General features: G+C 47.8%; 12 protein-coding genes and 2 pseudogenes. 6 read left to right on the top strand and 8 right to left on the bottom strand.

Features of this window, described 5'->3' with window-relative positions; all coding sequences use genetic code 11:
- Positions 1-777 (top strand): GGDEF domain-containing protein (locus D791_RS06160; RefSeq protein ID WP_036509231.1); only part of this gene is annotated, 777 nt, incomplete at its 5' end.
- Positions 778-864: 87 nt separating this feature from the next.
- Positions 865-1,233, top strand: a complete 369-nt coding sequence (locus tag D791_RS06155; protein WP_081763761.1) for a cupin domain-containing protein — start codon at positions 865-867, stop codon at positions 1,231-1,233.
- A gap of 9 nt (positions 1,234-1,242) precedes the next feature.
- Here the strand turns inward: D791_RS06155 and D791_RS06150 are convergent, their stop codons facing one another.
- The 8 genes from D791_RS06150 to trxB all read right to left on the bottom strand — a co-directional run bounded on the left by D791_RS06150 (position 1,243) and on the right by trxB (position 8,175).
- The gene (locus D791_RS06150) at positions 1,243-2,136 is read right to left on the bottom strand and encodes a LysR family transcriptional regulator (RefSeq protein WP_036509112.1); all 894 of its coding nucleotides are present in this window, start codon (positions 2,134-2,136) and stop codon (positions 1,243-1,245) included.
- Between the two features lie 65 nt (positions 2,137-2,201).
- Positions 2,202-2,519 (bottom strand): DUF7352 domain-containing protein, encoded by a 318-nt coding sequence (locus D791_RS06145; RefSeq protein WP_051514299.1) that lies wholly within the window; start codon positions 2,517-2,519, stop codon positions 2,202-2,204.
- A 208-nt stretch (positions 2,520-2,727) separates the two neighbouring features.
- On the bottom strand, positions 2,728-3,909 hold the full coding sequence (locus D791_RS06140; RefSeq protein ID WP_036509110.1) for an acetyl-CoA C-acyltransferase family protein: 1,182 nt from the start codon (positions 3,907-3,909) through the stop codon (positions 2,728-2,730).
- Positions 3,910-4,111: 202 nt separating this feature from the next.
- Complete coding sequence (locus D791_RS06135) at positions 4,112-5,287, bottom strand: MFS transporter (RefSeq protein WP_051514298.1); 1,176 nt, start codon at positions 5,285-5,287, stop codon at positions 4,112-4,114.
- Positions 5,288-5,465: 178 nt separating this feature from the next.
- The gene (gene infA, locus D791_RS06130; protein WP_036509108.1) at positions 5,466-5,684 is read right to left on the bottom strand and encodes a translation initiation factor IF-1; all 219 of its coding nucleotides are present in this window, start codon (positions 5,682-5,684) and stop codon (positions 5,466-5,468) included.
- A gap of 85 nt (positions 5,685-5,769) precedes the next feature.
- Positions 5,770-6,486 (bottom strand): arginyltransferase, encoded by a 717-nt coding sequence (locus tag D791_RS06125; protein WP_036509106.1) that lies wholly within the window; start codon positions 6,484-6,486, stop codon positions 5,770-5,772.
- A gap of 4 nt (positions 6,487-6,490) precedes the next feature.
- The gene (gene aat / locus D791_RS06120) at positions 6,491-7,201 is read right to left on the bottom strand and encodes a leucyl/phenylalanyl-tRNA--protein transferase (protein ID WP_036509104.1); all 711 of its coding nucleotides are present in this window, start codon (positions 7,199-7,201) and stop codon (positions 6,491-6,493) included.
- A 26-nt stretch (positions 7,202-7,227) separates the two neighbouring features.
- Positions 7,228-8,175 (bottom strand): thioredoxin-disulfide reductase, encoded by a 948-nt coding sequence (trxB, locus tag D791_RS06115; protein ID WP_036509103.1) that lies wholly within the window; start codon positions 8,173-8,175, stop codon positions 7,228-7,230.
- A gap of 195 nt (positions 8,176-8,370) precedes the next feature.
- On the opposite strand from trxB, the pseudogene D791_RS21985 reads away from it, so the two are divergent.
- From D791_RS21985 to D791_RS06100, 4 genes and pseudogenes are all read left to right on the top strand, one after another.
- Positions 8,371-8,907: pseudogene (locus tag D791_RS21985) on the top strand (DNA translocase FtsK 4TM domain-containing protein); the annotation flags it as partial.
- 552 nt (positions 8,908-9,459) lie between these two features.
- A pseudogene (locus tag D791_RS21980) lies at positions 9,460-10,962 on the top strand (DNA translocase FtsK); the annotation flags it as partial.
- Between the two features lie 20 nt (positions 10,963-10,982).
- Positions 10,983-11,618 carry an outer membrane lipoprotein periplasmic chaperone LolA gene (gene lolA, locus D791_RS06105; RefSeq protein WP_051514296.1) on the top strand — a complete coding sequence of 212 codons (636 nt, stop codon included), beginning with the start codon at positions 10,983-10,985 and terminating at the stop codon, positions 11,616-11,618.
- The gene (locus D791_RS06100; RefSeq protein WP_051514295.1) at positions 11,618-12,973 is read left to right on the top strand and encodes a replication-associated recombination protein A; all 1,356 of its coding nucleotides are present in this window, start codon (positions 11,618-11,620) and stop codon (positions 12,971-12,973) included. Before lolA ends, D791_RS06100 begins: the two co-directional genes overlap by 1 nt.
- Positions 12,974-13,114 lie beyond the last annotated feature (141 nt).

Below are 13,114 nucleotides of genomic sequence, written 5' to 3'. Positions count from 1 at the left end.
AAGGGGCTTGTGGGGCATCGGATTACGGATTTGATAAAGCCTATCAAAGCCCAGTGGTTTTTAGAGCAAATTCAGAAAGCGCTCTCGACCAAGAGTCTTTTGATTGTCGAATATGAGCTGAGCAACAAGGATGTTAAAGGTCTTCCAAATGAGGGGCCTGACGAACCTATTTGGTTCGAAGGGCGGGTTCAATCCTTGGATTTCAAAGTGGATGATGACGATGTTGTTCTCTGGGTTGCCAGTAACATTTCGGAGCGTCATTGTTTGGAAGTTCAGCTACGTGAAATGAGTGATACCGACCAGCTAACAGGCTTGTACAACCGCAGAAAGTTAGAACGTGATCTCATACTTCATTTTGAAGCATTCACACGCTATGGCATACCAACAGCAATGTTGATGTTTGATCTCGATAACTTGAAAGTGATCAACGATTCTCTAGGCCACTTGGCAGGCGACAAGCTTATCCAAACATTGGCCATAACCTGCAGTGCAGAGCTAAGGACAAACGATATTGCCTGTCGATTTGGTGGTGATGAATTTGTAATTGCCATGCCTGCACTGGATCAAGAACAAGCGCTTCAATTGGCAAAGCGATTACATCAGCGCTTCATTGAGGCGTTATCGGATTTTGCAGCGGCCGATACTAAAGCAACCGTGAGTATGGGGGTTGTTTCTATGTCTGTTGCTGACACCACCTATCTTGATGTACTGCACCGAGCTGACACTGCACTGTATCAAGCTAAGCATCAGGGTAAAAATAGGATAGTGTCTGCCTAGTGAGCCGTGGGTGTCTTTAAAAGTGGTTGCTGCACTTTTTCTATGTCTAGATAATGCGAATATCGAATCTAATAATTAAGGTAAAATATGTCAGATAACACAATGAAATTAAAGATATTAAATAAGCATGAGGTCGAGCCTGAAGAGTATTATCTGGATGCAGAGAAGCGTCTCGAAGGCAATCCAAAGCAGACACTTTGGATGGAGTATACAGACTTGACTAAGCAGTATTTTGTCGGCGTGTGGCGCAGTGAAGTGGGAAAATGGAAGGTCCATTATACTGAGGAAGAATACTGTCATATTACAGAGGGTGTCAGTGTTGTGACGGACGAACAGGGCGTTGCTATACGACTCGAGCCCGGTGATGAGTTCGTTATCCCGCGGGGCTTTCAAGGGACATGGGAGGTGATTGAAGCCACAACTAAGCGTTTTGTAATTTACGAAAAGTGCGAGTGAGCTCTGCGTTTACGTTGTTCCAGATAAACATATTGCATCAATCCAAGGAGAGGCGTTCGAGATATCCTTGTAGAGTGCATAGATTTTATCTTGTACCGAGTCTATTTCGAGCAATTGTTCGACTTGATATTGGCGGCAGACTTCATCGGCGATCATGGTTGGAGCGGCAAAAACGCCCTTCCCATGTGCGCCGAAAATCTTTATTAAGGCACTGTCATCAATTTCGGCACCGATGCGCATATGAATATTGCGTTTAGCCAGCCACGCGATTAAGCGTTCAAAGTAAACCGCATTGCGAGCGTTCGCGAGTAAAACGGCATCCTGTAAACTGTCGGGCAAGCCTTTATTGCGCAGCTCGGTGGCTATGCTGGGCGCTGCAAAGAGGCTAATGCCCGAACTTAATACCTCTTTGATCTGAAACGTGGTGATATCGTCGATCACTTTGAGGCGATCGGTGATGATGAGATCAAGCTTGTGACTGCGCAGTTCGTTGAGTTGACGTTCGGTTTCACCTGTTTTGCAGATTAAATGCAAATTGGGCGTTTTCGTGTATGCAGGTTGCAGAAGGTTGAAGACAATCAATTTGTGAATGGAAGAGGATACACCAACTCGGAAAATATTGCGTTCGATCAACTGGTCGGTATTAAGGAAATATGAGAGTTCATCTGCAATAGAGAACATGGCATCAGTATAATCAAACACCTGCTGTCCAAAAGGTGTTAGCTTTAACTTTCGGCCCTCACGTTTAAACAGCAAGCGGCCGAAGTCAGATTCCAGTTGCGACAGTTGTCCGCTTAGGGTCTGGGGCGCAAGCTTCAGTATTTCGCTGGCGGCAGCAATGGAGCCTTCCTTGGCAATTGTTCTGAAATAATGGAGATGTTTATAGTTAATTTTGTTGTCCAAAAGCGGCTCCTAGTGTGGCTTTTGACACCAATTATTGTGTGCTCAGCATCTGTTCATAAGCATAATCACGCAACCGCTGAAAGTCGAGTCGGCTCCTCTCTAACAAAGCTTTCAGGCACTTTGAACACATGAGCCGCTTTAGATTCAAATGGACTGAAAGCCGAACTCACGTATTCATATACGAGTGGTACCGGTTGACCGTTCTCAATCACTTTTAAAAAACAGTGCTCAGTCGGTAGATCTGCACGCAAGGGCTCTTCTATCCAGGCAACAATTGAATGATTCAAGCTGAACTCAGTTTTGACGATTCGGTAGCCCTCTTTTAGAATCAGCTCATTCACAGGTTTGTGCGAATCCAGCGATACTTGTCTAATTGTTTTCATGGCTTATCTCCAGTTCTAAGTGACAGTTAAGTTATAGCACTGGATTAGGATCGATAAAACAGTATTATTGAGATATATAGATCGATTTTTTCGATGATTTGAGTGTGTAGGGCGGTGATGAAGTGGTGTTCAATGAGCCATTGCTCGAAGGAATATCAATCCTTTCATGCATCAATTGTCGATGCATGAAAGGATGACGTGAGCTTACTTACAGGCGTTCGAAGATGGTTGCGATGCCTTGGCCACCACCGATACACATGGTCACCAGCGCATAGCGGCCTTCAGTACGGTGAAGTTCATAAATGGCTTTGGTGGCGATAAACGCGCCAGAGCATCCCACTGGATGGCCTAAGGCAATGGCTCCACCGTTCGGGTTGGTTTTTTGCATGTCCAATCCAAGTCCTTTCGCTACGGCGAGGGCTTGAGCTGCAAATGCTTCGTTGGATTCAATAACATCCATATCGTCGAGTGTTAGACCTGCCTTTTGCAGCGCTAGACGTGAGGCTGGAATCGGGCCTTCACCCATAACGTCATTGGGAACGCCCGCTACCGCATAGGAGACAATACGTGCGATGGGTTTTTGGCCTGCTTTTTTGGCAACCTCAGCATCGGCAAGTACCATAAACGCAGCACCATCATTGATTCCGGATGCATTGCCTGCAGTCACTGTTCCATCTTTTTTGAAAGCAGGGCGCATTTTGCTTAGGCTTTCCATGGAGGTTCCGGGTTTGACATGCTCATCGCTGTCAACAATCACCACCCCTTTGCGTGTTTGAATTTCAATAGGCACGATTTGAGACTTGAAGCGGCCTTCTTCAATCGCGCGTGTTGCGCGAGCATGGGATTCAACCGCAAACGCATCTTGCTCTTCACGACTGATGTCCCATTTGGCGGCAAGGTTTTCAGCGGTGATGCCCATGTGGCCCACGCCGAAGGGATCGTTTAAAGTGGCTACCATCATGTCGACCATGCTGGTGTCACCCATGCGAGCACCAGAGCGCATAGCAGGGGATAAATAGCCTCCTCGTGACATTACTTCCACGCCGCCACCAATGCCATAATCACAGTCGCCTAGCATAATGTTTTGTGCGGTTGTCACGATGGCTTGCAAGCCTGAGCTGCAGAGGCGGTTAACGGCCATGGCGACAGAGTCCATTGGCAGGCCAGCTTGGATGGAGGCAACGCGTGCCACGTATGCAAAGCGAGAGTCAGTCGGGATGCAGTTTCCAACAGTGACGTAATTAATTAAATTGGGGTCTACTTCTGAGCGGTTGACCGCTTCTTTCATGACTTGTCCAGCCAGTTCATGAGGCTCAATAGAGCTCAGACCACCACCAAATGCGCCAATAGCAGAGCGAACAGCACTTAAAACAACAACATCACGTCCCATGGAGTTTTTTCCTTCTTATCAAGTAGTGCCTGTCTCATACAGGCATTTGAACATTTAGTTTTATCTATACCTGATCATACTCGTCTGTTGTGACAATTGTTAAGCAGATTGTTTGGTCGATTAGTCTGAGATGAGCGGGTTGTTTGGTTTTACTGTTAGGGAATTGGCGGCTGAGCTAGGCAGGGGTGCTCAGCCGTTTCAGTCATGCGTTGCGAGTGCGTTTTTGACGAATGAGTAGAAAGCTCAGATTGGCAATCATTAGTCCTAATACAACTAAAATCAGCAAAGGCAGTGATGTTTCTCCCATGTGATCAAGTAGCACGCCTGCAACATACGGCACAATCATAGCGCCAGTCCCGACGGCCATGAAAATAAATCCGGTGCGCTTGCCATTGAGTTTAATAATGTAGCTGCCGAGTGAAAAGAGAGTGGGGAAAATGGCTGACATGGATAAGCCAAACAACAAGGTAATCAAGTGTAAAGATGCACGGTTGAAGTACATTAACAGCATCATAGAGACGGCAAGAGCGAAGCATCCACATAGCAAATAGGTAAACAAATGTGGGCGCAATAATGGAATGGCAATCAAACGCCCAGCAGACAAGCTTAGCCAGAAAATCGAGACCAGAATGGCTGCATCCGCAGCCTCGATTCCACGTAAAGTGGCGTAGGTTGCAATCCAGCCGGCAAATGTCATCTCCATGCCAACATATAGACTGAACAACAGTAGCAAGCCACCAAAAACGGCCTTGTCATACGGGGCCGAGGGAGTGTCGCGTGCTTGGCGCTCTGGGTTGTCAGGTGTGGGTTGTTTTAACAGAAACAACATTATGGCCGTTAAAGCAATCGACACCAGCCAAAAAGCGGCATGAATGGTATCAAACAGCGCGAGCATCATAATGAGTATAAGCGGAATGATCATGGCGCCCAGTCCATAGCAAAAATGCAAGGCACTAATGAAAGGTGGGGCGCGTTCTTTGTGTGCCCAGATCATCATAAGATTGCAACCAGCATTTAAGGAGACTTCGGAGTATCCTAGAATGAAGACGAAAATGCACAACAAGCCTAACGACATCAGGCTGGGGGTGATGAGCATGCCCAGTATTGCAGCCACTCCCATGAGGAGTAGAATTTTGTGGCCATCGTATCGATCAAAAAGCTGGCCTGAGACAAGTGAGCCAATAATGTTGCCCATGGCGCGTGCGGTGAACAAAAGAGCAATTTGGCTCATACTGGAATGGCTTTGCTCTGCAAGGAAGGGAAGAGCGGGTCCTAGAATGCCACCCATCATGCCGATGCATATAAAAATAATCCAGTAGGTGATCGTCAGGCGCCAGTGTTTCGGTGTCTCCAGAGGGGCCTGTACAGGGTTATTCATAAATGACCTCAAGAAAGGCAGTAGGCAGAGGTGGGTGATTTTGCTTGGACAGAAATGAGCGAGCTAAAATTTATAAGGCATCAATAGCTTACGAAGCTATTGTGAGTTTGGCAAGTAAATAATTTAGGGGCACAAGCACGCTTTGCGTTATGCGCCTCCTTCGCAACAGAGCTTGTGATTAACGAGCTCTGTAGGTGATGCGGCCCTTGCTTAGGTCATAGGGAGTCAGTTCGACTTTGACCTTGTCGCCAGTCAATATGCGAATATAGTGCTTGCGCATTTTTCCAGAAATATGGGCTGTCACCACGTGACCATTTTCAAGTTCTACACGGAACATTGTGTTAGGTAGGGTGTCTATAACAGTCCCTTCCATTTCAAACGCTTCTTCTTTTGCCATTCAATCGTTACCTCTAAGACTGGTTCTTCAACCTGGTCCAATTAGAAAGGCCAAGATTCTACCTGAAAACTTGCTCGATTCAAAATTATTCCTGCATTAAACGCGTCCAATGACCATCTATTAAGACTTCAAGGGGTCTATATGCTGTTTTGTAGCTCATTTTGCGGCAGGCTTTTACCCAATAACCTAAATACAGGAACTGATCGTGGCGACGATTGCCTTCCATTATTTGCCATAAAATAGCGTTGACTCCAAGGCTTCGTTGTTCTTCATCAGGGTCATAGAAGGTGTACAGAGCAGACAGTGAGTTAACAAGATGGTCCGTCACCGCAACACACATCAATTTTCCGGTGGGGTCACGAAACTCGTAAAATCCAGTGTCTTGTCCACCCTCAACTAAAAAATTATAAAATTGATCAGTGCTAGGAGGGTACATGTCGCCGTCACGGTGACGTTTATTGATGTAGCGTTGATAAAGACGGTAGGTTTCATCGTTTAAGGTTGGGATGACACGCTGAACCGAAAGATCGGCATTGCGATTTAAAATGCGTTTTTGCGTTTTGCTGGGTGTAAATAAATCGATTGGAATTCGGACCGATTGGCAGGCATGGCAATGATCACAATGAGGTCGATAAATATGGCCGCCACTACGTCGAAACCCCAGTGCTGAAAGTTGAGTGTAGGTTGTCGATGTGATCACGGCCTGAGGATCGACAAACAAGGTTTTAGCTTTCATGCCAGGCAGGTAGCTGCAGTCATGATCTGGAGTTACGTAAAAACGTAATGTTTGCATATCGCTCATGGTATCAACTGCCTAATATATACTGTGTATCAATCTCGAACATCCACCCTTGATGAGGCACAGCCTCAGTATGCTCGGCAAGTATGTCAATAAAGGTATCCCGGGGTATTTCAATGGCCCCCATACTCTCTAAATGCGGATTGTGAACCTGACAGTCAATTAAGGCAAACCCCCATTTATTTAACTGATGGCATAAAAAGCTGAACGCAATTTTAGAGGCGTCGGTTTCTTTGCTAAACATCGACTCTCCAAAAAAGATGCGGCCTAACGACATGCCATATAACCCACCAATAAGTTGTTTGTCTCGCCAAACCTCAACTGAATGCGCTATCCCCATACGATGAAGGCGAGTATAAGCATCGATAATTTCCTCGCTAATCCAAGTGCCCGTGGCATTTTGCCTAGGTCCTGAGCAAGCGCGCATAACCTCTTCAAAGTTTAGGTCAAAGGTCACCCGAAAATCATTTTTTCGTAAAGATTTTTTTAAACTTTTTGAAATGTGGACTTGATTTGGATAAATCACACAGCGCGGATTGGGACTCCACCACAATATAGGTTCGCCCGGGTTGTACCAAGGAAAAATACCTCGTTTGTAAGCGCTAATGATACGGGCGGGCGTAAGGTCACCGCCCGCCGCGAGTAACCCTTCGGGATCACGAAGGGCCAAGCTAACGGGAGGAAAGGTGTATGCTTCGGGGTGGAGCCACGAAATCACAGTCGACGATCCTTATCTTGTTTAGCCTAATTGTCCAAAAAGCGTTCAGCGTCCAGCGCTGCCATGCAGCCAAAACCTGCGGATGTGATTGCTTGTCGGTAGATATGATCGCAAACATCACCCGCCGCGAAGACGCCCTCAATGCTCGTTTGAGTGGCATTACCTTCCAGTCCTGATTGAATTTTTAGGTAGCCGTCTTTCATTTCGAGCTGGCCTTCAAATAGATCTGTGTTGGGCTTGTGCCCTATGGCAATGAATACGCCTTGCAGATCCAAGGATTGCGCTTCGCCGCTCTTGACGTCTTTAATGCGAATGCCCGTCACACCGGATGCATCGCCTAACACCTCATCCAATTGGTGATTCCAAAGGATGCGAATGTTGCCGTTCTTTGCTTTTTCGAAGAGTTTATCCTGAAGGATTTTTTCACTTCGTAAGCTGTCACGACGATGTATGAGTGTCACTTCAGCAGCGATGTTTGATAGGTAAAGAGCCTCTTCCACGGCTGTGTTGCCGCCGCCAATGACCGCTACTTTTTGTCCTCTGTAGAAAAAGCCATCGCAGGTCGCGCAGGCACTGACACCCTTGCCTTTGAAGGCTTCCTCAGACTCCAAACCGAGGTATTGAGCAGATGCACCTGTCGCTATAATGAGGGCATCACAGGTATACTCGCCCATGTCACCGATGAGTCGGAAAGGGCGTTGTTGTAATTCGGCGGTATGAATGTGGTCAAATAGGACCTGTGTATTGAAGCGTTCGGCATGCGCTTGCATGCGTTGCATCAGCTCAGGCCCTTGAACGCCATCGACATCGCCGGGCCAGTTGTCAACTTCGGTGGTTGTCGTGAGCTGTCCGCCAGCTTGCATGCCTGTGATTACAACAGGATTCAGGTTTGCGCGTGCAGCATAAACCGCAGCGGTGTAACCCGCAGGACCAGACCCAAGAATCAGTAAACGGTGGTGTTGAGTATTACTCATAGTTAAACGGCATCCTTAATGCTGAAAACAAGTCTATTTTCATATTAGGTTGGGGTGAGCGTAAAAATTTCAACAATAGTAACATCAGATCTCTGCAGAGTGCAGGGGATTTTGTGGCACAATAGCGTTTTGTCATCTTGAATATTTAATTGCAATAAGGAAAAGAGCTTGAGCGCGAAGCATTTGTCCAGGCCAATGTCACTTACGGAGCATTTAGCCAGAGTCTTGAAGGAAGCAAGTCTGATTGTCGTTATCGGTTGCTGTGTATTTATGTGCATCGCAATATGGAGCTATAACCCACAGGATCCAGGGTGGTCTCATGCAGGTTATCAGCCGAATGTGTCAAATTGGGCTGGCGCAACAGGTGCTTGGATGTCAGACATCCTGTTTTCCTTTGTTGGCATGGGAGCTTACATTGTCCCCATCTTAATTCTCTGGCCGGCATTTCGTTTTATGTGGCGACGTCACGTAGGGATTGTCGATGCTGTCCCATTTTTTATGTTAAGGACTACGGGCGCTATTTTTCTTCTTTTGCCCATCAGTGTGCTTTCATCTATTCATGTGTCGAATCAAGTGTTGGGTTACCCTTTTACCGCCGGTGGGTTGGTGGGTCTTGCGCTGTCCGACCTTGCGGTGTCGTTGGTGAGCGTGCCGGGTGCAACGGTAGTGGCGTTGACCGTTATGTTTTTTGGCCTGACATTGTTTATGGAGACCTCATGGCAGAGGCTGCTTGAATGGATCGGTGCGATTCCCTTTAAAGTGCTCGGTTTTATCGTTGGGTTGGCGCAAATTCGTATCCCCATGCCAAAATTGAGCGTACCCAAGCCTAGAGTGCAGCCAGCACCTGTAAAAGAGCCCACGGCCAAAACCTTCAAAACGGCAACCGAAAGTATGTCGGCTCGCAAGCGCGAAGAGCCAGCATTTGATCAAGTGCCCGACGTGGATCTGACGTCTTTTTCCAAAAATGATCTCAAGATTACACTTGAGGAGGAGCCTATTGCTCCAGTAAATCCACCCGCTTTTGAGCCCGTTAAGCAGGAAGATAATCCTGCTTCAGTCTCGGATGAAAGAGTGGTCATGCCCAACGTGGTGGAAGTGGTAGAAGCGCCTGAATCAAAGGTCGTGCCCTTTACCGCTCGTCGCATGGTAGAAGACACCCTGACGGCAGCTAAGAAACATTTGAAGATCGTGCCGCTGTCAGAGACGCATACCCCCATCGCCAATACAGATCTTGACTTGGAAGGGGCGGGTAAAATCTCTCAAGCAACGCGTGAAGCCAGTATTACGCTCCCGTCCGTCGAAGCGCTTCTGGACCCGCCTGAAATGAAAAGTGAGCAGGGGTACACGGAAGAACAGTTAGAGCACATGTCACGCCTTCTGGAAGAAAAACTTAAGGATTTCAGTGTTATAGCTGAAGTTGTTGAAGTAAATCCTGGTCCTGTGATTACCCGCTTTGAAATTCAACCTGCACCAGGTGTAAAAGCCAGTAAGATCAGTAACCTTGCCCGAGATCTGGCTCGATCCATGGCTGTTTCCAGTGTCCGTGTTGTTGAAGTTATTCCGGGCAAATCCGTTGTAGGGATCGAAATACCCAACGAAAGCCGCCAGATTGTTCACTTGAGCGAAGTGTTAAGTTCTTCGTTGTTTACGGAAGCGAAATCCAAATTAACCTTAGCCTTAGGTAACGATATTGCAGGTAATCCAGTCGTTACGAATTTGGCCAAGATGCCTCACTTATTGGTTGCAGGCACGACCGGATCGGGTAAGTCGGTTGGCGTCAATGCCATGCTGCTCAGTTTGCTGTTCAAAGCAACGCCTAAAGAGGTGCGCCTGATTCTTGTCGATCCAAAAATGTTGGAGTTGTCGATTTACGAAGGCATTCCGCATTTGTTGACACCCGTCATTACCGATATGAAAGAAGCCGCTGGCGGATTGCGCTGGTGTGTGGGTGAAATGGAACGTCGGTATAAGCTCATGGCAAAAATGGGTGTTAGAAATCTTGCAGGTTTTAACGACAAGGTGTTGCAGGCAGAAGAGGAGGGAGTTCCACTAAGAGATCCTTTGTGGAATGCCAGTGATTACGGACTGCCAGCCGATGAGCCAGCTCCCTGCTTGGAAACCTTGCCGTATATCGTCGTGGTGATTGACGAATTTGCCGACATGATGATGATGGTGGGTAAAAAAGTCGAGGAGTTGATCGCGCGTATTGCCCAAAAAGCGAGGGCGGCAGGGATTCACTTAATTTTAGCCACGCAGCGTCCATCCGTTGATGTTATCACCGGCTTGATTAAAGCGAACGTGCCGACACGTATAGCCTTCCAAGTATCGTCCAAAATTGACTCTCGAACCATTCTTGATCAATCAGGCGCCGAGAACCTGCTGGGTCATGGTGATATGCTGTATCTGCCGGCAGGCACGAGCATTCCGAACCGTGTGCACGGTGCATTTGTCAGCGACGATGAAGTCCACCGTACCGTTGAGGCATGGAAGCGATTGGGGCCTCCGAACTATCTTGACGAAATTGTGTCAGAGGGCTCGGAAGAGGGCTCGTTTAGCGCCGGTTCAGGTGGAATGTTCGATGATGAGCAAGATGCGCTGTATGACGAAGCCGTTGCCTTTGTCACGGAAAGTCGTAAAGCATCCATCTCGGCGGTTCAGCGTCGGTTGAAAATTGGCTATAACCGTGCAGCAAGAATGATTGAAACCATGGAAGCCGCTGGTGTTGTGACACCGGCGGGATCCAATGGTCAACGTGAAGTGATAGCGCCTCCGCCACCTAGAGATTAAAAATTGAGGATATGAAGTCTATGTTTAAAGGTTTACGAAGGCTGGCTGTAGGGCTTGTGTTTATGTCGGCGTTGCCTGTTCACGCGAATGCGCTTGATCAGTTGGCGTCTTTACTAACGGGTTACGAGCGTTTTAGTGCTCGATTTGAGCAGTTCTCATCAGGTGAGCAAGGCACACGTGGTGAGGTGACGTCTGGATACTTGGCGGTCTCGCGTCCGGATAAATTTGTTTGGAACACCGAAACACCTTTTCCGCAGGAAATTGTGTCGGATGGCGAGTACATTTGGATCTACGATACGGATCTTGAGCAAGCCACACGCAAATCTGCTGATCAAAATACAGAGAGTGCACCAGCCCTGATTCTGAATGGCCGTATTCATGAGTTGGATCGGATGTACGAGGTTACGCTTTTGCAACGGTCGGTTGATATGGAGGTGTTTGAACTTATTCCAAAAATTCCACAAGAGGCGATGTTCTCCAGAATTCGCTTGTTGTTCAAAGATGCGGTTTTGTCTGAGTTTTTGTTGGACGACACTCTGGGTCAGCGTTCAACCATCATGCTGTCAGAGGTGCAATTGAACCCTGAGTTGGATGAGTCGATTTTTTCGTTTACGCCGCCTGATGATATCGACGTTCTCTACGAGAGTGATCGTTAATGCACGATCTGTTTGCAGATGAAATGCAAGAACAGGCCTATCAGCCGCTAGCGGCTAGAATGCGGCCAAACCAGCTCAGTGAGTACGTAGGCCAAGGGCACCTTCTGGGTGAAGGTAAGCCCTTGCGTCGCGCACTGGAGCAGGGGTTTGTACACTCCATGATTTTGTGGGGACCTCCGGGGGTGGGCAAAACCACCTTGGCGCGATTGGTCGCGACCCATGTTGATGCGCACTTTATCACTCTGTCTGCCGTTTTATCGGGCGTTAAGGATATTCGAGCGGCGATTGAAGAAGCGCAGCAGGTTCGAGCCCATAAAGGCCGAAAAACTCTCTTGTTTGTCGATGAGGTGCATCGCTTTAATAAATCGCAACAGGATGCTTTTTTGCCCTATGTTGAAGATGGTACCGTCGTATTTATCGGTGCTACAACCGAGAATCCATCGTTTGAACTCAACAATGCTCTGTTGTCCCGCGCAAGGGTTTATTTGCTGAGGTCTTTAACTGCGGAGGATATCGGTCAGTTACTGGAACGTGCATTAACCTCTGCGCGGGGGCTCGGCAAAACGACATGGCACTTCGATGAAGGGGTGATGGAGCAGCTTATTCAAGCCGCCGATGGTGACGCACGCCGGGCGCTGAACTTATTGGAAATTGCGTCTGACCTTGCTACACAGGATCCAAAGACGCATGAAGCGCGGATCGGCTTAGACACGATGGATGAGGTTTTAAAAGCGGGTGGGCGACGCTTCGATAAAGGAGGTGACCAGTTTTACGATATGATTTCAGCCTTCCATAAATCGGTGCGTGGTTCGTCTGCGGACGGAGCGCTGTATTGGTATTGCCGCATGTTAGACGGTGGCTGCGACCCGCTTTATATAGCTCGACGTCTAGTCGCCATTGCCTCTGAAGACATCGGTAATGCAGACCCAAGAGCCATGCAGGTTTGCATTGCCGCGTGGGATGCGTTCGAACGGGTTGGGCCTGCTGAAGGTGAGAGAGCGATTGCCCAAGCGGCGGTCTATTGCGCATGTGCCCCCAAAAGCAATGCCCTCTACCGTGCGTTTAACCAATGCTTGGCGGATGTAAAAATGGATCCAAGCTATGAAGTGCCCAACCATCTACGCAATGCCCCCACAAAACTGATGAAAGAGCAGGGCTATGGTGCTGAGTATCGCTATGCTCACGATGAGCCAGACGCTTTTGCGGCAGGTGAGGAATACTTACCCGAAGCTATTTATCAGCGTCGCTACTATGAACCGGTCTCTCGTGGGCTCGAGATACGCATCGGTGAAAAACTCGAACACCTGCAACGCTTAAATGCACAAAGCGCAAAGAAGCGTTATTCAACCTCTTAAAAAACTGATTTGCAGCAATATTTGTGTCGGAATATGGTAACATTTCCTGAGTGGCCATGTTCTCATGCGTCTGATTTTTATATGATGCTCCTCATTCATTGATGCGGTTCATCGCGTACAGTTCTTAGTTACTAACCCTCT

The sequence above is a fragment of the Nitrincola nitratireducens genome, from assembly GCF_000585235.1.
Lineage (GTDB): Bacteria > Pseudomonadota > Gammaproteobacteria > Pseudomonadales > Balneatricaceae > Nitrincola > Nitrincola alkalisediminis.
This window is presented reverse-complemented; position numbering and strand designations above follow the sequence as displayed.